Consider the following 25,084-nt stretch of genomic DNA (forward strand, 5'->3'; position numbering starts at 1 on the left):
GATGAAGGCCATCGCCGAGGCGAGGATGGTCGCCGCGAGCACCCATGGCCGGGAAGCCGTCGCGCAGCGGCCCGCGTCGACCGGATCTCCGGGAGATCTATCCGGGGCGAGGGGGGCCTGTGCCATGCGGCCAGTGTCGACGGCCCGCGGGGAGGCGTCAATCGGCCCGATGCCAATCGGTGATAATCTCCCGGCCCGGCCACGGCGCGGATGGCCCCACCTCCGCGCGCCATCTCGGCCAGGGCCATCCGGTCCGCGCGACGGAAACGGAGCGAGAGCACATGACCCAAGGATGAACGCGCCGTCGAGGCAGCCGCCCATGGAGCATCAAAGTCCCTACGCGCGCCTATATCCAGAAGGCAGCGAGGGTACGCAGCATCGAGCCCTTGGACGTCAGGCAGTAGGGGGTCCTTTCTCGGAGTTGACAGCACCACTACACCTACGACTATTCCCCCGCCATTTGTGGCGAGGGGAGAACCACTTTGTTTCGAACGATTTATGAGAACGACGCGGATATCACGCTCACGGACGAGGCCGACACCGCGATCATCCAGGGTAACAACGACACTGTTCAGGGCGGGCTTGAGGACGACTGGCTGACGGCGTCGCTGCGCGCTGGTCAACCGGCGGAGCTATCGACGGTGCTTTCCGGAGGAAATGGAGCCGACGCGCTCCACGCGGCCCTCACGGTCGACGGCATTTCCTACTCCGAGCCGGAGGATCCCGGGCACGTCGCCGCGACGCTCAGTGGCGGAAGCGGCAATGATGTAGTCGGTATCGATGCGGCTTCGCTCTACGCCGACCAGGAGCTCACGGCAAGCGGAGGTTCCGGATCGGACAAAATAGACATCGTATCGGCCTTCATTTATGATGTATCTGAAAGTGATCATGGTGAATTTGACAATCATAGTGCATATATAGACGTTGACGGTGGCACCGGATCCGACACGATTAACGTCTCTGTGGAGCAGTGGACATTTGGGACCGTTCGAATTGATGGCGGGTCTGGAGACGATGAAATCAACTCTGCAAACGGTGAGAATACGATCTACGGCGGAGACGGCGATGACCATATCGCAGCTCTCGGTCAGGGCAGTAGCGCCATCGATTCGTGGGGAAGGAACACGGTCTATGGTGGCGGAGGCGACGACTTTCTCGATCTGAACGCGCACGGCGAATTCTCGACGTCGAACATTGCCTACGGGGACGGCGGCGAGGACACCCTGAACCTGTATGCCAGCGGATATGAGGATATCAGTAACGTCGCCGACGGCGGCGCCGGCGACGACAAGCTAAGTCTCTCCCTCTTTGCCTCGGGAGGTCTCTACTATTCGGCCTCGGGATCCAACGAGGCCCACGGCGGGGACGGCGACGACGACGTTCGTCTCGTCATCGATCTGACTTCCGGGGAGGATTATGCTCCGTCCTACGGCTATAACACGGCCTACGGCGACGATGGCGACGATCGCTTGTCGGCGACGCTGACGGTGGATGACATGAGCGGCGATCAGTTCCGCTCCGAACTCCACGGGGGTGACGGCGATGACCGCCTGAGCGTCAGGGGCGGCGACGGCAACAGCCTCTTCGGTAACGTGGGTGATGACACGCTGCTTGGCTCCTCTGGCGCGGACAGGCTCATCGGCGGGCAGGGCGACGACTACCTCAGGGGCCGAGGCGGCGAGGACGAGTTCGTGTTCAAGGCCGCCCGGAGCGGCGAGCGCGACCAGGTCGCGGACTTCCACATCGGCGAGGATGTCATCGACCTCTCGGACATGGACGCGAACGCCTTCCGCTCCGGCAATCAGGCGTTCCGCTTCTCCGGCCCCGACGACTGGCACGGGACCGGGCGCGTCTGGCTCGAGGACGTCGGGCGGACCACCACGCTCGTCCATATCGACACCGGGCGGACAGAGATGACGATCGCGCTGCTCGACGGGCGCGAGGTGCACGCGGATGACTACGGGGCGGGCGACTTCCTGCTCTGATCGGATCCCACGGCAACGAGACGAAGGGCGGCTCCTCGGGCCGCCTTTTTTCATGCGGCGGCGCCGGAAGCATCACGCTTCCTTCCCCTCATCCTCGCCCGACCAGCCAGCCGTGCACCCTGAGAAGCTCTCCCGCCGAAGTGCTCCCCCATCGCGGTCCAGCCGCCCGACGATCCGTTCCTCGATGCGCGGGGAACAGTCGCGGGTGAAAACACGGACCGGTCGGATCGCCGAACAGACGGGCTCAGGGCGTTCATCCCCGCTCGCGGGGGGATGGCCTCCGACCGCCACACGGAGCCGGACCGAGCCCGATCATCCCGGCGCCGGGGTGGGGTCTGGCGCTCCCGGGCGGTCGTCGGTGATCAGCCCGCCGTCGATGAGCTCGAGCCGGCGGTCCATGCGCGCGGCGAGGCCGAGGTCGTGCGTGACCGCCAGGATCGTCTTGCCGCGCTCGCGCACGAGGTCGCGCAGGATTGCGAAGACCTGTTCGGAGCTCTTGCTGTCGAGGCTGCCGGTCGGTTCGTCGGCCAGCACCAGTGGCGGATCGTTGGCGAGCGCCCGGGCGACCGCGACGCGCTGGCGCTGCCCGCCCGAGAGCTGTTCGGGCAGCTTGTCGAAATGTCCGGCGAGGCCGAGGCCGCCGAGCAGTTCCTCGGCCCGCGCGCGCGCCGCCCGCCGGGTGAGGCGGCCGAGCCTCAGCATCGGGATCTCGACATTCGCGCGCGCGGTGAACTCCGGCAACAGGAAGTGGAACTGGAAGACGAAGCCGATCGTGGTCAGCCGCAGCTCGGACCGTGCCCGCTCGTCCAGGCGCCCGGTATCCTGCCCGGCGATGGCGAGCGTGCCCGCCGTGGGCCGGTCGAGAAGGCCGAGCAGGTAGAGAAGCGAGGACTTGCCCGAGCCGGAGGGGCCGGTCAGGGCAACGAATTCCCGCGCCTCGATGCTCAGGCTCACGTCGCGCACCAGCGTCACCGGCACCGTCGCGGCGAGGGTGCGGCCGAGGTGGCGGGCGTCGATCAGCGGGCTCATGTCGCGCCCCGGATGATGTCGACGGGATTGAGCCGCGCCGCCCGGCGCGCCGGCAGGTAGCCCGCGATCCCGGCCGCGCCGAGGGCCAGCGCCGAGGAGATCGCGTAGTGCCACGGGCTCCAGGCGAGCGGCAGGCGCGTCGCATCGCCGAGCTCCGGCACCTCGAAGCGCACGCTCCCGAGCGCCAGGCAGAGCCCGTAGCCGATGGCCCAGCCGAGAACGGCGCCGGCGCCGCCGATCGCCAGCCCCTCGATCAGGAACAGCCGGCGCATGTCGGTCTCCGCGAAGCCGAGCGACTTCAGGATGGCGATGTCGCGCGCCTTCTCGTGGGTAATCGTCGAGACGATGTTGAAGATGCCGAACCCCGCGACCAGCAGGATGGCGGCGACCACGGTGTACATGATGAAGTTGCGGATCACGAGCGCCTCCAGGATCGCCTCGTTCGCCTCCTGCCAGGACACCGCCTTGTAGCCGAGCCCCGCCTCGGCTCGCGCCGCGATGGCGGGGGCGGCGTCCGGATCCTCGAGGCGGAGACGGATCCGGTTGATGACGTTCGGCCGCTCGGCGAGGATCCGCGCGGTCCGGAGCGCCATGTAGACCTCGCCCTCGTCGCGCGCCCTGGCGCCGGTGTGGAAGAGGCCGACCACGCGGAAGCCGCGCGAGAGGCCCGATGGCGAGACGATGTCGACGGTGTCGCCGAGGGTGGCGCCGAGCTTGCCGGCCAGCCCGTCGCCGATGACGACGTTGTCGCCCCCCGCGTCGAGCGACCGGAACCCGCCCTGGACGAAGTCGCCGGCGACCGAGGAGGCGCGTTCCTCGATTTCGGGCTCGACGCCTGTCACGGTGACGCCCGCGTCGCGGCCGGCGTAGCGCGCGACGCCCTGCGTCACCAGCGCCGGCGCGACCGTTCCCGGCACCCAGGCCTCGAGCCGCGCGCGCGCCGCGGTCGGATTGGCGATCCCGCGCCGGTCGTCGACGATCCGGAGGTTCGAGAAGGCGACGACGTCGTAGGCCGCCTCCGCCGGCTGCGGGGCGGGCGCGCGGGTCTCGTCGGTGATCTCGACATGCGGCATCGTGTCGACGAGCTGGCGCACGAAGTCGTCCTGCGAGCCCTGCATCAGCGCCGCCATCGCGATCGAGAACCCGACGCCGAGCGCGACGCCCAGGCCCGCGACCAGCGTCTGCCGCGCCCGGCCCCGGATGTGCGCGACGGCGAGGGCGAGGAGGAGCCTCATTGCCGAACCTCCACGTGCGCGCCCTCGGCGAGGTCGGAGGGCGCGGGCGTGATCACCGCCACGCCTTCGTCGAGCCCCTCGGTCACCGCGACCTCGGTCGTGCCCCGGATGCCGAGCGTCACCTCCCGGCGTCTCGCCACGCCCTCCTCGACCACCCAGACGGCGCCGGAGGCATCGACCGCGCCGGTCGGCACCAGGAGCGCGTCCTTCTCCTCCCGGACGATGACGTTCACCTCGACGCTCATGCCGATCATCAGCGGCGTGTCGGCGGGCAGCGTGAAGCGCACCCGGTAGGTCTTGTTGACGGGGTCGCCCATCGGCGTGACGCTCGCGACCTCGGCCTCGAGCCGCCGGTCCGGAAAGGCGTCGGCGGCGAGCAGCGTCCGCTGCCCCGGTGTCACCCGCGGGATGTCCTCCTCGTTCACCTCGGCCACCACGCGGAGCGGAGCGATCTGACCGACCCAGTAGAGCGCTTCGCCCGGATCGGCGATCTCGCCGACCTCGCCCTCCTGGCGCAGGACGACGCCGTCGGTCGGCGCGCGCAGGACGTAGTTCTCGAGGCGCGTGCGCGCGCCGGCGATCGCCGCCTCGACCTGCGCCGCCTCGCTCTCGGCGCGCTCGAGATCCGCGCGCGTGGCGATATCGCGTTCGGCGAGGCGGCGCAGCCGGTCCCACTCGCGCGTGAGATAGTCCTGGCGCGCCTGGAGCTCCGCGATTACCGCCTCCGCCGACCGCGCGTCGAGTCGGGCGAGCACCTGGTCCTTCGCCACCGTCGCGCCCTCGCAGCCGCAAAGCTCGACGATGCGCGCCTGGACGAGGGGCGCTACCTTCGCCCAGGTCACCGGCTCGACCGTGCCGGTCGCGTAGACGACCTCCGCCGCGGTTCCGCGTCGCGCCGGCACCACCTCCACCGCGCGCGGCGAGGACAGCAGGACGAAGGCCGCCGCCGCGGCGAGGAGAAGCGCGAGAATCGGGACGACGCGGGTCAGCATGGGTGTTCGCCTTCCGGGACCGCCGCCCGGGGTAACGGCCTTCGGACGCGCCGGCGCTGATCTCGATCAAACCGGACGAACCTCAGGCCGGAACCTCCGATGTCCGCGCCTCCGCGCCGCTTCGGGAGATGATCGCGTTTTCCGATGGGATCCGCCAGCCACGCGGCGTCCGGACGGCGCGCACGCGGTCGTGTGATCGACGCGGCTTCAGCGAAAGCGTCCCCCTCGCCAGCCCGCCGCGATCGCATCCGCCTCGTCGCAGAACCAGCGCTCTCCGGCCGCCTCGTCGATCTTCGATCAGCGCCATCCTGTCGTCGGTCATCGGGTCCTCGTGGGCTGTGGTTGAAGTCGGCAAACTCCACCTTAGCCGCACATCCCGATGGCCACCCCGCCTACACCCGAAATTCCACCACGTCCGGGGACGCTACCCGTGAAAAGCGCGACGCCGGTTTCGCTGGTTACCGCTGTGAGCTCGAGAAGTCCTCTGCCACGGCCTGAGCCAATGACCGCGTCCCTTCCTTCTCTTCGTGTTTCTGGCACCTGCCGTTGGCTCGCACATTCACAGGCAGCAGGGGCCGAGCAGGCGGGGAGGGGGATGATGGGCGGCTCCACGCCGCCCACCGGGCCTGTTCAGGCTGTTGGGCGAGCATGTCGAAGGTGACGCGCGCCCGACACGATGTCCCGGCCGGCCCGCGTCTCGAGGTCCCAGCCTTCGGCGAAGGGCCGCGTGACCTCGCCGCCGCCCCCGCGCGGGGCCGTTCTCGAGGTATTTGAAATCGCCATGGCGATCATCCGAGGCGCCCCTCGTCATCGACGAGGATCAGGCGCGCCGGCGCGGCGTCGCCCCACCGCCAGAGCACCAGGTTCAGATCAGATTCCCCCGCGCCTCTGGCGTAGCTTCGGGCCCGCAGGCCGACGTATCCGTCGGCGATCAGGCGCTCCGCGAGAATTTGCGTCGGCGCCTTGCCCTCGTCGCGCATTCTGATCCGCCAATCGTCGGCTGCGAGGTCCGCCGGGCTCAGGCCGTACGCTTTCAGCGCATCCCGGTTCGTCGCGTCGAAGATGGGGGTCAGGTCCCCGCGATAGGCGACGAGCGTCGTGGGCTGCAGCGCGCCGATCTGGTTGGCCTCCCGGATGGCCGTCATGATCGAAAGGGAGGTGTAGAGGGCCGGCATGCCTTTCGGATTGAAGCGCCCGCCGTGCCGCCGGGAGCCCTCGCCGGACAGGGGCTCTCGCGCCCATACCGGATTGAGAGCGCGGTAGAGGAGGCCTTCGAAGCGCATGCGGGTCAGGCGTGCACGCCAGCGTCGACCGCGTCGATGTAGTCCATGACCTCCGCCGCCCGGCCTTCGCGCACGAGTTGCATCGCGGTCAGCCCGTCGAATCCCGCGAGGGGCTCGGACCGAAACCAGGCATAGGCGATCAGCGCTGAGCCGAAGCGCGGCTCGACGCGGTTCAGGATCTCGACCATCTCGCGCAGCCGCTTCTGCGTTTTCGGGCTGGCCACCCGGTCCGGACGCATCACGGCGTCGCGGCCGAGGCCCACGGTCCGCGCGACTTCGTCCATCGTCGTGCGCAACGCCTCGGCGATCCGACCAGGCGCAAACTGCCCGCCTTCCGCGAAAGTCTCGAGACGCATGCTCATTCTCCACTTTGATTGACGGAATATGGTGTCAGTAGGAATAGCAATCAAGATGCTGGTACGCCTGCCGAAGCGCTGACCTCCCCAGCAACGGTCGCCTCGACGAAGCGCAGGATCGGGCGCAGGGCCGCCTCCCGTTTCGGCATGGCATTGCGCGGAAACAAGGCCGGCCATGCCGTCGGTCAGGACCGCGCGGACGTCGCGCGCAAGCGCCGCGCCTGGTTCGGGGCGCCGCCCGGTCTCGATCCCGCGAAGCCCGCGCGTCGACGAGACTTGGGTCGCGGGAACATGCTGCGGTCCAGCCGCTCGACGATCCGGACGTCCATGCGCGGGTGAAAACACAATCCGCCCGGATCGCCGGACAGCATGATTATCGCACACAACGCGTAGTTTCGATCCCGGTTCATCCCCGCTCGCGCGGGGAACAGTCGATCCAAGACCTGGCGCGGCGCGAGGGGATCGGTTCATCCCCGCTCGCGCGGGGAACAGCCGCGCTGGAAGAACCAGGTGACGGCCGTGGACGGTTCATCCCCGCTCGCGCGGGGAACAGCTCCCCCGGATTGGCCGCGTGGTAGAGGCAATCGGTTCATCCCCGCTCGCGCGGGGAACAGGTGTCGCCCGCGAGCCATTCGGCGAGCAACAGCGGTTCATCCCCGCTCGCGCGGGGAACAGTCGTCGTCGCCCGCGAGCCCGGCCTCGACCTCCGGTTCATCCCCGCTCGCGCGGGGAACAGGCCATCGGCGTCTCGCCATCGGACTGCATGATCGGTTCATCCCCGCTCGCGCGGGGAACAGCGTGATCTTCCCCGTGTGCCGCCATGCCGGGCCGGTTCATCCCCGCTCGCGCGGGGAACAGCCGCGATGCTCCACGCGCAGGATCCGGCAGGCCGGTTCATCCCCGCTCGCGCGGGGAACAGGTCATCGAGCCAGTCCAGCGCCTGCTGGGCGGCGGTTCATCCCCGCTCGCGCGGGGAACAGTCGGCGGAGATCGAGATGAGCTTGTCCATGTCCGGTTCATCCCCGCTCGCGCGGGGAACAGGCCAGACAGCGGCCCGGCGCACCACGAGATGACGGTTCATCCCCGCTCGCGCGGGGAACAGGGCGATAACCCTCTCGCCGCGCGTCATCCGATCGGTTCATCCCCGCTCGCGCGGGGAACAGGTTCCCGCCGCGCTCCCGGTCGCCCGGAAGAGCGGTTCATCCCCGCTCGCGCGGGGAACAGATCATCCGCTGGTTTCGGATCGGGCCTGCCGACGGTTCATCCCCGCTCGCGCGGGGAACAGGCCGTGGCCCCGTCGATCTCGATCACCTCGAACGGTTCATCCCCGCTCGCGCGGGGAACAGATCGGGACCAGACGCAGGATGACCCGGCCGATCGGTTCATCCCCGCTCGCGCGGGGAACAGCGGCGTCGGGTTCGTCATCACCGACGATTGCCCGGTTCATCCCCGCTCGCGCGGGGAACAGATGGCAAACGCTGTTTGACGACCCCGACCCGGCGGTTCATCCCCGCTCGCGCGGGGAACAGGGCGGATCGCGCGCAATTTCGCTGGTTGGGTTCGGTTCATCCCCGCTCGCGCGGGGAACAGGCGCTTCTTCCTGAATTTCGGCATTCTCAGTCTCCTTCATCCCCGCTCGCGCGGGGAACAGGCGACATACCCGCCCGGAAGGGTCCCCCATTTCGGTTCATCCCCGCTCGCGCGGGGAACAGTGCCGGGCTCGGTGGCCCTCGCGGCCGTGCAGCGGTTCATCCCCGCTCGCGCGGGGAACAGCCGGAGATCGTGCGCCTCCGCTGGGAGGAAATCGGTTCATCCCCGCTCGCGCGGGGAACAGATTCAAGCGGTCGGGCCGGATTGAACCTCCGCCGGTTCATCCCCGCTCGCGCGGGGAACAGCATCTTGTAGAACGAACTCATGCCGTGAACCTCGGTTCATCCCCGCTCGCGCGGGGAACAGGCAGTCCTCCAAAACCCGAAGCAAATCAAGTGCGGTTCATCCCCGCTCGCGCGGGGAACAGGCATCGTCCCTGACATCGCTCGGCGGATCTAGCGGTTCATCCCCGCTCGCGCGGGGAACAGGTCACGGTCGAACTCACGGCGTCGAATGACGACGGTTCATCCCCGCTCGCGCGGGGAACAGGCGTCCAACGCGATCACCGACGGCAATCTGTACGGTTCATCCCCGCTCGCGCGGGGAACAGTCCAACCCGGCGGAAGTTCCCGAATCGTTCCGCGGTTCATCCCCGCTCGCGCGGGGAACAGTGGAACGGCCAGACCTGGCGGCCGCAGGCGGTCGGTTCATCCCCGCTCGCGCGGGGAACAGTGGATCTCGACCGTCTCGCCCGTGGCGAGCGTCGGTTCATCCCCGCTCGCGCGGGGAACAGCGACCGCGCGGGGGCCAGTCGTGTTGCTCGCGCGGTTCATCCCCGCTCGCGCGGGGAACAGGGCTCGCCCGGCTTGGTGCCGAGGACGTATTCCGGTTCATCCCCGCTCGCGCGGGGAACAGGCGCCGCGCAGCTCGAGGAAGATGTCCGCCGCCGGTTCATCCCCGCTCGCGCGGGGAACAGCTGCCCGTCCGCGAGCTTCCGTTCACGCGCACCGGTTCATCCCCGCTCGCGCGGGGAACAGTCGAAATGGCGGTACAGGGATGTCTTCTCGGTCGGTTCATCCCCGCTCGCGCGGGGAACAGGGCGTGTCAGAGAACGACCGGACGAGCATCGTCGGTTCATCCCCGCTCGCGCGGGGAACAGGCTGTCTCTGGTCATGGCCTCCCCCCGAGCGCCGGTTCATCCCCGCTCGCGCGGGGAACAGGCGGCGACAACAAGCTCGGGAACCTCCAGATCCGGTTCATCCCCGCTCGCGCGGGGAACAGCATTGGCGGATGCGCTATATCCTGTTCATCGTCGGTTCATCCCCGCTCGCGCGGGGAACAGTCGGCTATCATCTGATAGGCGTGGGCCTCCGCCGGTTCATCCCCGCTCGCGCGGGGAACAGCTTGCCGATCGGCACGTCGACCCACTGGCTCCCGGTTCATCCCCGCTCGCGCGGGGAACAGCGCGTCGATCTCCGCGAGGGTCATCGTCAAACCGGTTCATCCCCGCTCGCGCGGGGAACAGGAGATCCACCCGGTCGCGGGCGAGATGGCGACGCGGTTCATCCCCGCTCGCGCGGGGAACAGTCTGGCTGGAACAGACTAATCCATAAGTCTTTTTCCGATGTCAAAGAGCGCACCGACTTTGAAGGGTGCTTGACCGAGGGGTCAACCCTCCTTGAGAGGGGAGAACGCGACGAGCTTGAGACCATCGAAATCCACCGGCATGCGCCGGTTGGCGCCGACCGTCCGGAAGTCATAACCCTGGTCGGTGGGCGCGCTCCACATGAGGACGGCGTCGCCGTTCTCGATGCCGCCGATCACCTGGTCCCAGATCCGCTCCCGTGTCCGCGCCGAGTAATCCCCGACGAAGACGCCCGCCCGGACTTCGAGGAGCCAGGCGGCCAGGCGTCCCCGGAGGCGGGGAGGCGCGTTGGTCACCACGATGACCATCATGGCGCCACCCGGACATCAGCCACGGTGGCCCTCGTCGCCGGAGGAAGCCTCGTCTTCGAAGGCGGGGCCAAGCGCCTCCGGGGGCGGGTCCGGTCGCGGCAGCGCGCCCGCCTCAAGCACGATCTCGATCTGGGGAATGATCTTTCCAAGAAGGCCCGTCTTGCGGAAGGCGTCCCGGCAGGCGAGCCGCGTGGCCCGGTCGGGATGCATGTCAAGCTTGCCTGTCGCGGCGAGCCCTGCGATCCGGAAGGCTTCCGGCACGACGGTTTCGAGCTTCCAGAGATCGGCGATGTCATAGACGAAGGAAAGCGGCTTGCCGGTGTGGAGGAAGCCGATCGCCGGCGCGTAGCCGGCTGCGAGGACGGCGGCCTCGGTCAGACCGTGCAGGCAGGCGGTGGCCGCCGAGAGGCACCGGTTGGGGGTGTCTCCGGCTTCCCAGTCCTTCGGATCATAGCTCCGTCGTTGCCAGCGGACTCCATGGGCCTGGGCGAGCAGCTCGTAGGATTTGCGTACCCGCGCGCCCTCGATGCCGCGCAGCTGGTCGATCGAGCGTCGGAGCGGCGCCTCCTCGCCGAAGCGGATCGCATACATCCGCCGGACGACCCGGAGCCGCGCTTCCGGGTTGAGCGCGATCGCCGCCTGCCAGAGCAGGCGATCGGCGCGCGCCCCTCCCGGCTGTCCGGCGGAATAGAGCCGCACCCCCGCCTCGCCGACCCAGGTTATGAGAGTGCCAGTCCGCGCGGCCAGCGACACCGCCGCGTGAGAGATCCGCGCCCCGGGCTCCAGCATCACGCCGGCAAGACCGCCTACCGGGATATGGGTGCGTGTGCCGTCGGCGTTGACGGCGACGAAGGCACCGTCCTGTACGTCGAGCTGAGCCCGCTCGACGAAGACGAGCGAGGCGCGATCCTTGAGGGGGATTGGCCGGGGCGGCGGCAGGCCGGGCAGGTTCATTCCGCCCTCCGGATCAGCATGAGGCCGCAGCCAAAGGCCTTGGCACGGCCGAAGCCTTGGGAAAGCGCGATCAGAAAGGACGGCGGATCGGTGATTTCAAGGAGCCCCGTCATATCGAGAATGCCGAACTGGGGCTGCCGCTCGCGTCTGCCACGATGCCCGGGAAGGACTGCGACGGAATAATCTCCGACCTCGGTGCCGATCAGGCGAAAGCCGGCACGTTCGCCTTGCCGAGACAGCCATGCCGCGCCCTCTCGCTGGGCGAGTGCTATTCTTTCGGGCGCGCGGGCGCCTTTGGGTAGCGCGTGAAGGGCGTCCATCACCACGTCGACTCTGCCGATGCCTTTCCGCGCGCGCGTGGCATTGGCCCTCAGGGCGAAAGACAGCCGATCTCCCGGCGCGAGCCGCGGGCCGAAATCCTTGATCGCCGGCGCCTCGAACAACTCGGAAGGCGCGGGCGGGCGGGCTGAGAGCGTAAGGAATTCGCCCTCGCTCTGCTCGCGCCAGAGGAAATCGCGCTTACGGTCGGGGTTGTCGGCGAAGGCCGCCCAGAGCAGACGGTGATGAGCATCAATACGTGGGCCGGGTTCCTCCGGGTTGATAATCGCGTCGAGTGCCCGCGCGGACGGTTTGCGCGACAGTCGCAGGCGCGAGAGATAGAGCGTCATGCCGCCCTCCCAGTCGGCCGGATCGCCACTTGGCGGATGGCGATGCCCCGGGAGGCGAAATGCCACTTCATCCGGTCGAGCGGCTGGTCCCGGCGCTGCTCGACATGGGGATCGCCGGGTTCGGCGTCGGTCATCAGCCAGCGCGCCGTTGCTCCCTGCCGCCAGGGCGGCAGGATGAGGGCGGCCAGGGCTTCCTCCGGCCCTTCGGCGTCGAGGAGCGTCGCGCCGGGCGGCGTGGACAGAGGACAGGACTTCCGGCCGAGGTAGAGGGTGAAGCGGGGCGCGGCCAGCGCCGCGCGCAAGGGATCGAGATCGCCGCCCCAGACCGCCACGCCGAACAGCGCGTCCGCGCGGTAGTCGCGCAAGGTGATCGTCGTGCTGGCGCGGTTCCCCGCGGCCGCCAGCGCCTCCGGCCGAGAATTGGGCCGGCGGATCGCGGCGGAGGGCACGGTCTCCACCGTGTGGTAGTCGCGCAGAGGTGTCCCTTCATCGAAGGCGGCGACGGCGATCCCGAGCGCGTCGAGCGCGCTGAAATCCCCGCCGCGCTCGATGCCGCGGGCCGCGCCGAGAAGGCCGAGGATCGCCGACCGGCCCGGCCAGGTCAGCGATCCGCGCCGCTCGTGCCCGGCCACATCCCCCATCGCGGCGAGCGTCGCCGTCAGGGTGAAGACCAGATGGGGTTTCATCACGCGGCCGACACCGAGGCGGCGGCGAAGGCGGCGATCTCCTCGAGGGTCACGTACCCAGGCTCGCCCGTCCTGCCGACCCGCATCCGCAGATGCTCCAGCTCCGGCAGCGCATAGGCATCGCCGAGATCCTTGACGAGCTTCTCCAACGCGACCACCGAACCGTCGAGCCAGTCGTCGCCCGAGATAGGGCGGAAGAACGCCCCTGTCAGATCGCGCGGAGCCTGCATGCCGCGCTCGGCCCGGATGTAGGCTGCGCGCGGATGGTGGGCATGGCTGTTCTGCTTGCCGGTCGGCGTGGCAATGGCGAGCGCGCGCGCCAGCGCCTCAAGCCCTTTCGCCGCCAGAGCCGCGTCGCCGTCCAGATTGCTCACCAGCAGGTCCACGTTCACGCAGACATACTGATAATAGATCCCCGATCCGAAGGAATGCTCCCCGAGATGGCCCGCGCCGGTCTCCTCGGCCTTGTTGAGATCGTCGACGGCGGAGAACCAGTCTTCCTCGGCGAGTGCGCGGTGGGTGGTGATCGCATGTCCGACCTGCACGGCGGCGTCGCGGCTAAAGTCCGGATCGTCGGCCAGCATCCGGCCGAACATGGCGATGTCGATCGCCCCATCCGCCCGGCGCAGAACCAGCTTCCTGAGATCCTTGTCCTTCGGGAGATCCTCGCCCGAGAGGATCCGGGCGGCCAGATCCTCCGCCAGCCGCCATTCCTCGGGTGAGACGAAGGCGAGGGTGGTGGCAACGATCTTTTCGGGCGCCTTCTTGTCCGGCGTCTCAAGCTTGCCGAAGATGCCCGCCACCTGCTCGGCCGCCTTGTGCGCCGCGTCAGGCGAGGCGCCTTCCTCGACCAGTTTCTCCTTCAGCTTCTCGAACAGCCGCTTGGTGCGCTTGCCCTGATGGTCGGCGAGATCGAGAGCAAAGAACGCGCTTTCCCGGAGTGCCCGCTTCACGGATTGCGACGACAGCCTGAGCCTTGGGGCGCCGCCCACCATGGCCTGCTTGGGCCGCCCCTGATCGTCGCGGTTCGGGTTCGAGGGGCCGTAGACCGTCAGCAGGTGAAACTGGAGGAAGGTGGTCATTCGGTCGTCTCCTTGGAGGCAATCTCGTTCGGCAAGGTTTCCCTGAGGTCTCTCGGCGTTTCCGCCGCGTCGTCGAAGTAGTGAAAGCACCAGCGCGCCCGCGTCGTCTCGGTCCAGCGCAGAAGATCCTCGCCCAGGGCGGCGACGTTGCAGGCGCGGTCGGCGAGACCGATGGCCCTGCGCAGGAGTTCGGCCAGTTCCGTGCCGTCGGAGCGCATCAGGCGCTGGAAGCGGAGTGGGGAGAGCGCCGGATCCGCGCCGCCGAGGCGCCGTGCCAGCGTTCGGGGCACATGTTCGCGCACTTCCGCGAGCAGCGTGACGAGCCGGGCGAGGCGCGCGCCGTCGCGCAGGTCGAGCGCGCGGGCGAGGTCGTGTACCTCGGGCTCCGCCAGCGCCTCGATCGGGCTCGCCCGGCGCAGACGCGCGGCCAAGGCGCGCGCGCGCCCACTCTGGCGATCGCCCAGGGCATGGGTCCACCAGCCGAGGATGATTTGCCCCGGAGACTTCTCGGCGGATGCCTCGCCGGTGTCCTTCGGCTCGTTCATGCCACCTTCCCCTTCTTGACCGGCCGTTCCAGCCTCAACGCGGTGAACATCGGGCCGCCGTATTTGCCATGCCCCGCGAAGGCGGCGAGAAGAAGGTGCCGGGCCGCGACGATGCGCTGGATGACATCCGCTTCCCTTTGATGGAGCCCGGGCAGGGCGAGCGCGTCGAACCGTGCCAGCGCGTGACGGCGCAGATCCGAAAGCCAGTGCGCGGCAACCTCCGCCGGGGCTGCTTCGGCCTTGAGTTCCTCGAACCGCTCCCGAAACGGGAGCTCCGTCGCGGCGTGGAATGCCTCGCGCTCCGACTCGCGCGCTTCGCCCCCGGCGAGGATTGGTTCCAGCGCCGCGCGTAGCGCCAGCGCCGCCTGGTCCGCCGCCTCGACGAGCCCCGCCAGCATCAGGCCGGATTCGGGCGGCAGCGCCACGAAGGGCTGGACCGAGAGGGTGAAGTCCAGCGGTTTCATGTTGTCCATGGCCCAGCCGGCGACGATGATCCGGGCCGCCCGCGCCTCCGACTCTCGGACACGGGCCTCGTACTCGTCGAGCACCCCGGCGCGTTCCCGGAGATCGTCGCGCTCGGTCTTGGCGACGACGCCAAGCCAGTTGCGATAGCCGAAGAGCCCGGCGCGCGGATGCTTCGGCAGCGGCGCGTCTCCAGGCTTCATCCGGTAATAGGGCGTGAGGGGATGCCGCCAGAGGCCGTAGTTCGTGCCGTAGGGACGCTGGATCACGCCGGTGACCTCGCCATTCTCGAACACCAGCCGCAAGCGCCGCGGCATCCCGAAGAATGCCTCGATCGCGAGGCCGTCGCCCTCCGGCTGATGAACTTCCCGGCCTTTGTCGGAGAGAGCCGTTGGCCGCGTCCACGGCAGCCGAGCCAGGGGCTGGGGCGTGCCACAGGGGACATTCGCCCAGACCAGCTTCCAGAGCGAACGGTCCGGCGGTTCCACGAGGGTGACGAGCGGCCCGCCGCCCCGCATGGAGGTGCGGTTGCCCGCGCCCCCCGAAGGGGCATGAGCCTGCAGCGTGTAGAGCGCCATCGCGGCGAGCGCCGGGTCGAGCGCGGGATAGCGGTCGCGCCAGACCATGAGATCCGCGTTCTTCTTCGCCGCGTTCTCGCCCGCGGAATCGATGAAGAGCATGTCTGGCGCGCCGGGCGTGCCCGCCAGCGGCTCCAGATCCTGAAGGAAGCGCGGGCCGTCGCCGTCGAGGTTGAACGCCTCCGCGTAAGGCGCAAGCCGGTCGCGCAGCCGGTCCGGGTCCGGGGCGCGGCGCGCGAGCCAATTCTCGCGGGTAGCCGGCGGGTCGGCAAGCGCGACAAGGCCGATCAGAAGCTCAAGACAGGCGATGTTGAGATCGGCGCGAGGCCAGGCGGGGAAAAGGACGTCGGAATCGGTGATCTGGTCGGGGCGGATGGTTCGGGGACCGGACAGGGTCGCGACCGGAATCCACGGATCGCGGATCAGGTTGAAAGGCATTTTCTCTCACCGAATTCCCAGGAGACAAAAAATCCCGCCGAGGCGGAAGCCTCGCTCCCGTCTCGGCGACCGGAAAAATACCGGCGCCCAAGGATGAGTGGTACTTCAGCGTATTCTATGCACTGCACTACCCCATCTATTCCTGCCGCTGCAAAAGCCCCGAAAATCTTGGGTCTGCCAACCTCGGGTTGCGATTCGCTCCCGAGCGTTTTCAATTCTAGACAAGCCTCATAATACCGGTCAAGTTTAGGATTCGCTCTTTCTGAAACAGAAAGAGCTGCCTACTTCATCCCCGCTTGGGCGAGGAACAGCTGGGCAGATAGACCTGCCTAAGGTTCATCCCCGCGTCCGCGAGGCTGGAACAGCAAACCCAAGTTCCCATCGTACCGCAACCCCTCGCAGATCGCCCCACCTTCTTCCACCGGACAGACCGTCAGGTTGACGCGCTTCCAGTCCGGCCAGCCTTCCGTGAAGGCCGCGATCTCCGGCGCGGACTGGTCCGGCAGGGCGAGATCCCGGAATTGCGTCGCCCGGGCGCTGACCTCGCTCAGCAGCTCCGCCTCCGCCCGGCTCTCACCTTCGACCCAGGGGACGAGGCCGGAGGGGGCGCGACGTGTCAGCAGCAGCGCCCGCGTCTCCTGGCCGAGGCGGGTGGGATAGTCCCGGTCATCCGCCGCGCCGCCTCCGTCGCGGTAGCCCGCCGCGATCTTGACGATATTCATCCTGGCAAGGCCGGCCTCGGCGTAAGCATCGCCGAGCGCCACCTCCTCCGCCGCGGCGAGGGTGTCGGGGACCGGGACACGGTCATCCCCATGCACCGCCTCGATCAAGGCGCGCAGGCCACCCGGCGCGACGATCTCGCCCGCGCGGAAGAGCACCTCCGCCGTGCGCCACTGCTCCGCCAACTCGTAGACCCAGGCGCCGCGGGGCTGGACCTCCGCCAGCCATCGTGTATCCGCGGGCCGATCCGGATCCGGTGCGACCACGTGCAGGACTGGCGCGGGAACGGGCCGTCCGGCGGCGGGTCGCCGGACCATGTGCCGCCAGAGTCGTCCCGCCCGCTGGATGAGCGCGGCGACGGGGGCGAGATCGGAAACCATGACATCGAAGTCATAGTCCAGGCTCATTTCGAGAACCTGAGTTGAGACGATCACCTTTCCCCGCCCGTCGTTCCGACGCCGTCCGCCTTCGGGCCCGAAGGCCGCCAACGCCGCCGCCTCGATCCGTTTGCGGTCGGCAAAGGCATAGCGAGCGTGAAGCAGGTCCGCCTCCACTCCGGCGGCGCGGAGGGCCTCGACCGAGGCGATGGCATCGTCCACCGCGTTGCGCACCCAGACACAGGCCGCTCCCGACGCCGAGGCCTGGGCGATCAACGCCACCCCCTCGTCGATCGAGCCGAGCCGCGCGATCTTCACCGGGCCCTTGGGCGAGACGGTGTCCGGAAAGCTCCGCTTCGCCGCGCCGCCGGGAATCGAGAGAACCGGATAGGCGGGATCCATATCCTCGACGAACGCGCGTCCCGCTCCTTCCTCGAAGGCCCGGGAAAGCCGTGCGCGCTGCTCGAGCGGGAGTGTCGCCGTCAGCAGGATCGCCGAGCCGCCGCCCATGGCATGGAGGCGCAGCAGCGTCTCCAGTTCCGTCGCAAGATAGGGATTTCCGAGCTCATGGACCTCGTCGACGATCAGGATCTTCGAAGCGAGCGCATGAATCCGCAGGGTCGCGAATCGGGTTGGCAGGATTCCCAGCAGGGCCTGATCGATGGTTCCCACGCCGACATCCGCGAGCAGCGCCCGCCGGCGGCTGTCGGCGAGCCATGGGCCGCAGATCACATCCTCGGACCAGCCGCTCCGCGCCATCACTTCGCGAAACTCGACGGACAGGCCGGCGCGCCCATGGGCCAGCGTGAGGGAGGGTGGGGTTACGAAGATCCTGCGCGCCACGTCCCGTGCCCGTCGAAACATCGCATCCGCCGTCGCCATGGTCGGCAGGGCGAGATAAAGGCCGCGTCCCTTGCTCGCCAGAAGCATCCGCTGAGCCAGAAGCAGCGCCGCCTCGGTTTTGCCGGCACCGGTCTCATCCTCGATGATGGCGAGCGTTGGGCCATCCCTGAGCGGGATCGAGGCGGCTGCCTCCTGCATCGCGCGGAGTGCGAAATCGAACAGCCGCGTAGCACTCGGAACAGACGCCACAAGACCTGCCTTCTCCACGGCGTAGGCTGCGCGCAGCCGGGTTTCCGCGAGATAGGTCGCGGCCGAGGTGGGTGGTTCCGCCGCGGGAAACCAATCCGGATTCGATCCGACCCAGTCGGCGACGACCGTCAGACCCGAGAGCCGCCAGCTCAGGATCATTGCCTCCGCCTCGTTGATCCCGGCGAGCGAGGCGCGCGGCCAGAGGTCGAAACAGGCCGCGACGAAACACCGCGCATCCTGGGCCGCCGCCTGTCCGGCATCGAGACGCATCCGCCATTGGCTTTCCGCCGTATCGCGTGGCGGCCCGCCATGATGCCCGGCGATGGCGGCGACAAGGGGGCGGAGTGCGAGATATGTGCCACCCAGGCGCTCGCAGAGAAGGTCCTCCATCGCCTCCTCGCGCAGCCAGGCTTCGGTGACCTGCCAGTGGCGCGCGTTCTGTTTCAGGCCGGCGCGGAGCATCGCCCGGAACTGCGCGCCGATCTTGCCAAGGTCATGAAGTGCGATCAGCAGGCAGAACAGGTCGCGGCGGTCGGATGGCAGATCAGGAGTCCCTTCCCTCAGGAGCACTTCCGCCACCGCGGCGACATCGAGCATGTGACAGGCGGCGGGATGCTCCAGGCCCCCATCCATGGCACTCTTGCCTGGCCAGTCCGTCAGATAGGAAGGCGCGCCGTCCTGGCTCAACTCCGAACCCTTTCAAAACCTCCCCGTCTACCGGGAAGGTAGCGGTAAAGCGTCGAAAGCGCCACGCAGAGGCGCCGCGCCGTCTGCGCGAAGATGATCGCCGGATTGCGCGGCAACGCCCGTGGGATGGCAAGATCTCCGCCGATCGCGCGGGCGGTCGGTCCCGGGCCGCTTCGGGGCCGCTCGGACGACATCGAGGCCGGCACCGGTCCGCTCGGATCACGCCGCCGCGCTTGAACGCTACCATCCCGCCGAAGACGTGGAAGCGAGCCGCCCGCCGGCGCCGATCGAAGCGGGACAGCGACGACGTTGGCCGTACCCTTTCGACCCTGGCACATCACCTACAGAACGAAATCCCCAGCGACATACGCACTCGCGCGCACGGTCTGATCGTGGATCTCCAGCGCGAATTCGAAGTCGGTATCCGAATCCGTGTTTCCGCGGAGATGCGTCACATCTCCCGACTCGACAACCCAAAGGCTCCCCTTGCCCTTGGCGGTTCCAAAAACGAATGCCTGATCCCCGGCGGTCTCGGTATCGGCGTCAATCGCGGATAGATCAATCGTATCACCGGTGGCGGCGCCGGCTCCCTCGAATGCAACCGCTCCGTTGCCGGCACGGATCACGTCTCGGGCGGAGCGTGAGGATTCGGATGTCGCGCCGAAGGCGAACACGTCGTTCCCGAGGCCTCCAATCAATGTATCGATGCCGCCTCCGCCGAACAACCGATCGGCTCCGTCGATTCCGGCCAAGGTATTCGCTCCGGAGTTGCCGGAGATACTGTTGTTCATCGAGTTCCCCGTACCGGTGATCGCGCTACCGGTGAGGGTAAGGTTTTCGACAAGGACCGGAAGGGTGTAGCTCCGGTTCGCCAGTACCGTATCGCCACCGCCCGCGTCAGTCTCCACGACCAGATCACTGGCGTTGTCGACGACATAGGTGTCACGGCCACCACCACCCTCCATCCGATCAGCCCCTCCGCCCCCGTCCAGCGTGTCGGCGCCGCCCAGCCCGACAAGGGTGTTGGCCGACGCATTTCCGGTGAGACGGTTGGCGACGCCGTTCCCTGTTCCCGACGTGGCCGTGCCAGTCAGGAGGAGGTTCTCGAAGTTCGCACCCAAGGAGAAGTTGATCGCGGCCTCCACCGTATCGGCGCCCGCCGACGCGGCCTCTACCAGAACGTCAGAGGTCGTATCCACCGCATAGACGTCGTTGCCGGTGCCGCCCTCCATCCGGTCAGCACCCGTTCCCCCATCCAAGCGGTCATCCCCCGCCGCCCCGAGCAGGGTGTCGGCGCCAGATCCTCCGGTAAGTGTATTGGATGATGCATTCCCCGTAAGAACGTTGTTCGCGCCGTTTCCGCCTCCGTTTGAGGCGGACCCAGACAGGGTAAGGTGTTCGAAGTTGGAAATCAGTGTTAAATTTACACTAGATATAACGGTGTCAGATCCGCCACTTGTTGTTTCAATTAGATTATCCGAGGATGTGTTTACGATATAAGTATCATCACCATCGCCTCCGGTCATGCGGTCGGCGCCGTCCCCGCCATCGAGGGTGTCGTTCCCGGCTCCGCCTGTGAGCCGGTCGTTTCCCGCATAGCCATACAATGCGTTCGCCGACGCGTTTCCCGTGATGTAGTTTACGAGCTCGTTACCGTGCCCCTCGACCGCCAGGCCGGTCAGATTGAGACGGTCCAGGTGAGCGGCTAGCCGGTAACTCACCGAGGCCCATACGGTGTCGGTGCCGCCGCCAAGCTTTTCCTCGCAGGCATCCGCGGCGTCATCCACATAATAGACGTCATCGCCGGGACCCCCTTCCATCGAGTCCACCCCAGCTCCTCCGTCGAGGACATCCGCGCTGTGATGGCTGACGAGCTTGTCATCTCCGCCACCACCGACAAGTGTATTGCGGCTGGGTGCGTCGAAATCGGCGATAATTTCGTTCGCGAGCTCATTTCCGGTGCCCGTTACCGCTGAGTCCCCGCGCAATTGCAAGACTTCCAGGCCAGCGCCCAAGGAGTAGGAGACCGTGGAAATGACCGTATCGGTGCCGCCGCCATCCGTTCCCTCGCTGGCAATGTCGCCCACGTTGCGGACGAAATAGAGGTCGTCTCCGGCTCCACCGTCCATGACGTCGTTGCCGGTTCCCCCGTCGAGCGTATCGTCTCCTGCCATCCCTCGCAGCGTGTCGAGGCCGGCACCACCGAGAAGATTGTTCTCGGCCAGGTTGCCGGAGATGCGGTCGTTGCCTGTCCCACCTATCGCGTTCTCGATCAGAGATCGGTGATCGTCCTGAAACAGAAGCGCGTTAAATACATTGCCGCGGGCCAGGATCGGGTTGGAGGCGGTGCCACCCAGGCGGGCGAGTTGAGTCGTGGAAAACTTTGAATGATCTCCCGGATCAAGACTCAAGGTTAGGTTGGTAGAGTAGTTCGATAAATCATAGGTATCATTTCCGCCGCCATCCCAAATTGTTTGAAATATTTTATAACTTGAAGTTGGAGCGGAATCTTCGTTTCGCAGCATGGACAGCCGTTCGGCGTCGCCGTCGTTCTGGATATATGATGTCCCGGACGTGGCGTTCCACGTATAGACTGTATTTCCCGCGTTGGTTGAGTAGTTCGCTCCATAGAGATGCTGCAGCGCCGCGATATCATACATCATGAAGGTTCGCGCGAACCCTCGCGCCTCGACCGCGAAGCTTGCGTCCGGGGCGCCCACGTACGAGTGCGACGCCATCACGGTGTACTCGATCGAGTCCACAGCGGAAGGAAGGAAGCCATACGGCCCGGATTCACCGGCTGCTTTCAGACCCAGCGCCCCTCCCAACTCACGGAGAATGGCGAAATAGCTTTTGTCTCCCAGACGAGGGCTTCCGATCTCGGACCCCAGGAAGATGTCTCCATTACGGATGCCGTCACCTGGACCGTAGGATACTGAGGATGTTTCCTCAAGATTTCTTGCTATTCTTATCGTCGCAATGCCGTCATTCGGCGTTGTTATGTCTGGACGATATGGTGGTCTGTAGTTGATATAATTATCAGTTGACAACCACGTAAAGCCCGAGACCGACTGGGATGATAGCGCCGGTCTTTCCGACGAGTAATCATCTTCAAGAAGATAGTATACAGTATTTAATATAGATGCTCCAGCCTGATTAAATCCGTTTAAATCATCGCCATAGTTAATGAGTGGTGATGAATTATCATAGTCATATATCGAATTTGGGTTGCTATATGTAACGATTCCATTCCATTTGTATCCGGAAATTATTCCATCTACACCTTGATCACCGGAACTAATCGTATAAACAACGGGTGTGGAATCGTACAACAACGCCATCTTCGGATCCAATCATTAATAAGTTTCGAATCATTATCAATCGAAATTTTTATAGACTAGATCTCTAGAGATTTCTAGCTGCTCGAAGAGCAGCATCATGGATGAGTTCCCGGAATCGGGACGGCTCCAGGAGCTCCGTTTCGCAATGGGGGACGTTCAACCAGGGTGCGCGCAGGTGTCGGTCTCGCCGAGTAGCCGCTCGCGGAAGGCCGCGTCCTGCGCCAGGTGGACCACGGTCACAGCCCGTCCTCCACGATATGCGGCGCGACGGCGGCTGCGAACCGCGGTGACCGAATCCGCGCATCATCATCCCCGGCGCGGCGTCAGGCCCGAAGCTTATCGTAGATTCGTGCGCATATGGGCGGACTGCTGAGATAGGCCTCCACGCTGTGCGGGTCTGCCTCTTCGTTGAGCCCGTCGGCAATGTTGTCGACACCGGAAAGGCCAATTGTTTCGCGCGTTAGGGGGCGATTCAGAGCAACGAAGTCGTCGCGGCGATAGGCGTTGACCCAAGCTGCGACGGGTGGGTCCGGCACGGTGCGCCGCGCCGGCAGGATCGAGCGCATCATGCCTATGCCCAAGGGCGAGCCGAGCGTCATGAACAGCGGCACGCGGCGGTTCCGAAGCTTGGCATCCCCGGCGAGAAGCTTATAGCTCACCACCGTTCCAAGGGAATGCGCTATCAGGATCGTCTCTTCGTCGTGCGTGTCAAAGATCTGCTTGCGGACAGTCACGCCAATCTGCGCGGCGAGCCCGGGATCGTCGATGTAGGCAACCGCCTGCGGCAGATAGCCCTTGGCAAGCCATTTGCCATGGTTTCTCAGGTGCCGTTCGACGGCGGCGGCGGCGTGTACGAGCCGCTGCTTGACCGGACCCTGCGCAACGGCGTCACCGGGGCTGGCCGCCCCGGGGACGCAGTCCAGCGTCTCGCCAGTCATGTCCCGAAGATAGGTCTCAAGAAAAGCCTGACCCAGATGACCTCCGGATGTATTGCCTCCTTGATGGACCGCTCGGCTCTTTGCCCCGGCCACCGCGTTTGCCAGGATCGTGCCGTAGAAGCCGACGTCGATTTGCGGCCGCTCCACCTGCGTCAGGCCCAGTGTTTCCCAACCGCGCAGGAGGGCGGCCCACCACCGCTCGGCGATGCACTGCGGCGTGGATTTTTCATTGTTGATCCCGTGCACGAAGGCGATGCGCACCATCTTATTTTCTTTCTTCGAATAGGTGTTGCATCAGGGTCAGGAACCGCTTCCCGGCCGCGTGGCCGCCAAGGGTGGCTATGGGCGCGCCGGTGAGGGCCTCGTCCAGCTCCAGAAATCGTCGCGAGGCGAACCCGGGGTCGGTCAGCGTGCCAAGTCGCGACCAGCCTGCCCGGAGCAGCGGCACGATCCCGGCAACGGGCACCTCCGCGACCGCGCCGGCCTGTTGCCAGACAAGGTCCGGCAGGCCGGCGGCGTCACCGCGTTCGTCGCGGGGTACTTCGGGCAGGTCGATGCGGTAGCCCCGATGCGACCACCGCATCGTGAGGCGCGCCAGGAGCGCGATGTCGAAGGGTACGGCGTCCGCACGTTGGACAAAGAAGCGGCACAACCGGCGGATCGCGGCGATATCTCCGATCCGGTCGAGAAGATGGGCGGCGATAACCCCGAGCAGAGGATCGGCATGCGGCATCCCGCTGAGGTCGCCGGCAATGGACTTGATAGCACCTGTGGGAAGGGTGCCCTTCAGGAAGGCCTCAAACAGGCGCATCGGATTCAGTTCGCTCACTTGCGAGGGCGTCTCGGTGGGGTACCAGGCCACAGACCAGGCGCCAGGCGCCAGCCCGCCATCGCCCGCGCCGGTCAGCAACTGCACAGCCAGCGGCCCGCTCTTGGCGCTCTGGGGCAGCGGGATGTAGAGATCACCGGATTGGAGCGTCATGGTGCTCTGACGCGCCGTTGCACCGAGTGCAAACCGGACAAATCCGTTGGCGGGGTCGATGGAATGTCGCGGCTGCCCGTCGCCGACGAACAGTCGTATCGGGGTGTCGTCGCGGCCCCCCCCGTTCACCGAGACGAAAAGATCCTCGGCCACGTTGAACTTCCTGGCGGATTCCGCACCATTTTCCCAGAACTCTCGACGGAGGTCCGACGCGGATGCGTTCAGGATCAGGTGCAGGTGCGCCGCGTCTCGCGTGCGGGGATCCTCGACGTTCGGGGCCGGCTTGGCGTCCGAGCTTGATGTGACCGGGCCGAATCCGAGTCCGGAAAGCTCTGCCCCCAAGTCCAGGTAATCATTGTTCGGATAGATGTAGGTGGGTGTCAGATCGGGGTATTGCTCCTTGCCGATGAGGGCGGCGGCGTCCGGGAGCTTATCGGCGATGAAGGTTCTGAGGCTCTGGGATGTCACGACGCGCCGACCGCGCTCCTGGAGATCGATTGTGTCGAACGCGGCGCGTGGCGGCTTCGCGCTCAGCGCCTGTGTCAGGAGATTTGAAAACAAGGGCTCCCCGTTCGGGGCGGCGAACGCAGGCTGGCCGCGGCATGTGGCGCGGAACGTGTCGTAGTCAGTCTGGGTCCTGCTGCCGGAATACTCGTCAAGGATAGGCGAGAACTTGGTCGGATGCGAGTCAGGGACCTGGCATGCATCGCTGAACATGGTGACCTGTTCCGGAGCGTAGGTGGTCAGAACATCGCGGAACGCGAGCACATCCACCCTCTCCCTCCAGTGACTTCGTCCGCGCGACAGATACCAGATCTCGGTTCCCTCGGAATACGCCCCGTGTCCACAGAAATAGACAGTGATCCGTGGACGTTCCAGAAGCAGGTCTTCTGGCAGTAGTTTGATGATGAGATCCGAGGTAACCGGATCCTTCTGGTCCGTGAGAATGATGGGGTCATCATACTTTGGGTTCTGCCGTGCGTAATCGGCCATGCGCGCCATAACCTGGTGTATGCCCGGCAGGCTTTTCATTCCTTCGGGCGACTTGACTGCGATGCCGATGAAAAGACGATTTCTGCTGTACATGAAATTCTCAAATCAAGCATGG

The 25,084-nt window shown here is 66.6% G+C and carries 17 protein-coding genes and 1 CRISPR repeat array; of the genes, 1 reads left to right on the forward strand and 16 read right to left on the reverse strand.

The features are described from left to right. The first annotated feature begins 482 nt into the window (after nucleotides 1-482). On the forward strand, nucleotides 483-1,985 hold the full coding sequence (locus tag FJM51_RS19160; RefSeq protein WP_140455747.1) for a calcium-binding protein: 1,503 nt from the start codon (nucleotides 483-485) through the stop codon (nucleotides 1,983-1,985). A 312-nt stretch (nucleotides 1,986-2,297) separates the two neighbouring features. On the opposite strand, the gene FJM51_RS19165 is transcribed toward FJM51_RS19160, so the two are convergent. The 16 genes from FJM51_RS19165 to FJM51_RS19240 all read right to left on the reverse strand — a co-directional run bounded on the left by FJM51_RS19165 (nucleotide 2,298) and on the right by FJM51_RS19240 (nucleotide 25,062). After that, nucleotides 2,298-3,014: an ABC transporter ATP-binding protein gene (locus tag FJM51_RS19165; RefSeq protein ID WP_140455748.1), complete on the reverse strand. Its 717-nt coding sequence runs from the start codon at nucleotides 3,012-3,014 to the stop codon at nucleotides 2,298-2,300. Next, on the reverse strand, nucleotides 3,011-4,249 hold the full coding sequence (locus FJM51_RS19170) for an ABC transporter permease (RefSeq protein ID WP_140455749.1): 1,239 nt from the start codon (nucleotides 4,247-4,249) through the stop codon (nucleotides 3,011-3,013). The genes FJM51_RS19165 and FJM51_RS19170 overlap by 4 nt, the downstream gene beginning before the upstream one ends. After that, nucleotides 4,246-5,241, reverse strand: a complete 996-nt coding sequence (locus tag FJM51_RS19175) for an efflux RND transporter periplasmic adaptor subunit (RefSeq protein ID WP_140455750.1) — start codon at nucleotides 5,239-5,241, stop codon at nucleotides 4,246-4,248. Before FJM51_RS19175 ends, FJM51_RS19170 begins: the two co-directional genes overlap by 4 nt. A 788-nt stretch (nucleotides 5,242-6,029) precedes the next feature. Then, a complete protein-coding gene (locus tag FJM51_RS19180; RefSeq protein WP_140455751.1) occupies nucleotides 6,030-6,524 on the reverse strand; it encodes an RES family NAD+ phosphorylase in 495 nt (164 codons plus the stop codon). Between the two features lie 5 nt (nucleotides 6,525-6,529). Further along, nucleotides 6,530-6,880: an antitoxin Xre/MbcA/ParS toxin-binding domain-containing protein gene (locus FJM51_RS19185; RefSeq protein ID WP_140455752.1), complete on the reverse strand. Its 351-nt coding sequence runs from the start codon at nucleotides 6,878-6,880 to the stop codon at nucleotides 6,530-6,532. Between the two features lie 402 nt (nucleotides 6,881-7,282). Beyond that, nucleotides 7,283-10,057: direct repeats of the CRISPR family, unit length 29 nt; unit sequence CGGTTCATCCCCGCTCGCGCGGGGAACAG. Nucleotides 10,058-10,138: 81 nt separating this feature from the next. Further along, nucleotides 10,139-10,426 (reverse strand): type I-E CRISPR-associated endoribonuclease Cas2e, encoded by a 288-nt coding sequence (gene cas2e, locus FJM51_RS19190; protein ID WP_140455753.1) that lies wholly within the window; start codon nucleotides 10,424-10,426, stop codon nucleotides 10,139-10,141. Nucleotides 10,427-10,441: 15 nt separating this feature from the next. Next, complete coding sequence (cas1e, locus tag FJM51_RS19195; protein ID WP_140455754.1) at nucleotides 10,442-11,380, reverse strand: type I-E CRISPR-associated endonuclease Cas1e; 939 nt, start codon at nucleotides 11,378-11,380, stop codon at nucleotides 10,442-10,444. Further along, nucleotides 11,377-12,048 (reverse strand): type I-E CRISPR-associated protein Cas6/Cse3/CasE, encoded by a 672-nt coding sequence (gene cas6e / locus FJM51_RS19200; protein WP_140455755.1) that lies wholly within the window; start codon nucleotides 12,046-12,048, stop codon nucleotides 11,377-11,379. Before cas6e ends, cas1e begins: the two co-directional genes overlap by 4 nt. After that, nucleotides 12,045-12,734 (reverse strand): type I-E CRISPR-associated protein Cas5/CasD, encoded by a 690-nt coding sequence (gene cas5e / locus FJM51_RS19205; RefSeq protein WP_140455756.1) that lies wholly within the window; start codon nucleotides 12,732-12,734, stop codon nucleotides 12,045-12,047. The genes cas6e and cas5e overlap by 4 nt, the downstream gene beginning before the upstream one ends. Beyond that, nucleotides 12,734-13,816, reverse strand: a complete 1,083-nt coding sequence (gene cas7e / locus FJM51_RS19210) for a type I-E CRISPR-associated protein Cas7/Cse4/CasC (RefSeq protein ID WP_140455757.1) — start codon at nucleotides 13,814-13,816, stop codon at nucleotides 12,734-12,736. The genes cas5e and cas7e overlap by 1 nt, the downstream gene beginning before the upstream one ends. Next, on the reverse strand, nucleotides 13,813-14,361 hold the full coding sequence (gene casB, locus FJM51_RS19215) for a type I-E CRISPR-associated protein Cse2/CasB (RefSeq protein WP_140455758.1): 549 nt from the start codon (nucleotides 14,359-14,361) through the stop codon (nucleotides 13,813-13,815). Before casB ends, cas7e begins: the two co-directional genes overlap by 4 nt. Further along, a complete protein-coding gene (casA, locus tag FJM51_RS19220; RefSeq protein ID WP_140455759.1) occupies nucleotides 14,358-15,839 on the reverse strand; it encodes a type I-E CRISPR-associated protein Cse1/CasA in 1,482 nt (493 codons plus the stop codon). The genes casB and casA overlap by 4 nt, the downstream gene beginning before the upstream one ends. Nucleotides 15,840-16,168: 329 nt before the next feature. Then, nucleotides 16,169-18,715, reverse strand: coding sequence for a CRISPR-associated helicase Cas3' (gene cas3 / locus FJM51_RS19225; RefSeq protein ID WP_233713188.1), 2,547 nt, complete (start codon nucleotides 18,713-18,715; stop codon nucleotides 16,169-16,171). A 341-nt stretch (nucleotides 18,716-19,056) separates the two neighbouring features. After that, nucleotides 19,057-22,056: a M10 family metallopeptidase C-terminal domain-containing protein gene (locus tag FJM51_RS19230; protein ID WP_140455760.1), complete on the reverse strand. Its 3,000-nt coding sequence runs from the start codon at nucleotides 22,054-22,056 to the stop codon at nucleotides 19,057-19,059. 323 nt (nucleotides 22,057-22,379) lie between these two features. Then, nucleotides 22,380-23,258 carry a hypothetical protein gene (locus tag FJM51_RS19235; RefSeq protein ID WP_140455761.1) on the reverse strand — a complete coding sequence of 293 codons (879 nt, stop codon included), beginning with the start codon at nucleotides 23,256-23,258 and terminating at the stop codon, nucleotides 22,380-22,382. A 1-nt stretch (nucleotide 23,259) separates the two neighbouring features. After that, nucleotides 23,260-25,062 (reverse strand): hypothetical protein, encoded by a 1,803-nt coding sequence (locus FJM51_RS19240; RefSeq protein WP_140455762.1) that lies wholly within the window; start codon nucleotides 25,060-25,062, stop codon nucleotides 23,260-23,262. Between the last annotated feature and the right edge of the window lie 22 nt (nucleotides 25,063-25,084).

This window comes from Amaricoccus solimangrovi, from assembly GCF_006385685.1.
Taxonomy (GTDB): Bacteria; Pseudomonadota; Alphaproteobacteria; order Rhodobacterales; family Rhodobacteraceae; genus Amaricoccus; species Amaricoccus solimangrovi.

Bases quoted from the DNA above. Each gene is read 5' to 3' on its own strand.
- FJM51_RS19165 (WP_140455748.1), bottom strand. From the start codon at position 3,014: ATGAGCCCGCTGATCGACGCCCGCCACCTCGGCCGCACCCTCGCCGCG.
- FJM51_RS19170 (WP_140455749.1), bottom strand. From the start codon at position 4,249: ATGAGGCTCCTCCTCGCCCTCGCCGTCGCGCACATCCGGGGCCGGGCG.
- FJM51_RS19175 (WP_140455750.1), bottom strand. From the start codon at position 5,241: ATGCTGACCCGCGTCGTCCCGATTCTCGCGCTTCTCCTCGCCGCGGCG.
- FJM51_RS19180 (WP_140455751.1), bottom strand. From the start codon at position 6,524: ATGCGCTTCGAAGGCCTCCTCTACCGCGCTCTCAATCCGGTATGGGCG.
- FJM51_RS19185 (WP_140455752.1), bottom strand. From the start codon at position 6,880: ATGCGTCTCGAGACTTTCGCGGAAGGCGGGCAGTTTGCGCCTGGTCGG.
- cas2e (WP_140455753.1), bottom strand. From the start codon at position 10,426: ATGATGGTCATCGTGGTGACCAACGCGCCTCCCCGCCTCCGGGGACGC.
- cas1e (WP_140455754.1), bottom strand. From the start codon at position 11,380: ATGAACCTGCCCGGCCTGCCGCCGCCCCGGCCAATCCCCCTCAAGGAT.
- cas6e (WP_140455755.1), bottom strand. From the start codon at position 12,048: ATGACGCTCTATCTCTCGCGCCTGCGACTGTCGCGCAAACCGTCCGCG.
- cas5e (WP_140455756.1), bottom strand. From the start codon at position 12,734: ATGAAACCCCATCTGGTCTTCACCCTGACGGCGACGCTCGCCGCGATG.
- cas7e (WP_140455757.1), bottom strand. From the start codon at position 13,816: ATGACCACCTTCCTCCAGTTTCACCTGCTGACGGTCTACGGCCCCTCG.
- casB (WP_140455758.1), bottom strand. From the start codon at position 14,361: ATGAACGAGCCGAAGGACACCGGCGAGGCATCCGCCGAGAAGTCTCCG.
- casA (WP_140455759.1), bottom strand. From the start codon at position 15,839: ATGCCTTTCAACCTGATCCGCGATCCGTGGATTCCGGTCGCGACCCTG.
- FJM51_RS19230 (WP_140455760.1), bottom strand. From the start codon at position 22,056: ATGGCGTTGTTGTACGATTCCACACCCGTTGTTTATACGATTAGTTCC.
- FJM51_RS19235 (WP_140455761.1), bottom strand. From the start codon at position 23,258: ATGGTGCGCATCGCCTTCGTGCACGGGATCAACAATGAAAAATCCACG.
- FJM51_RS19240 (WP_140455762.1), bottom strand. From the start codon at position 25,062: ATGTACAGCAGAAATCGTCTTTTCATCGGCATCGCAGTCAAGTCGCCC.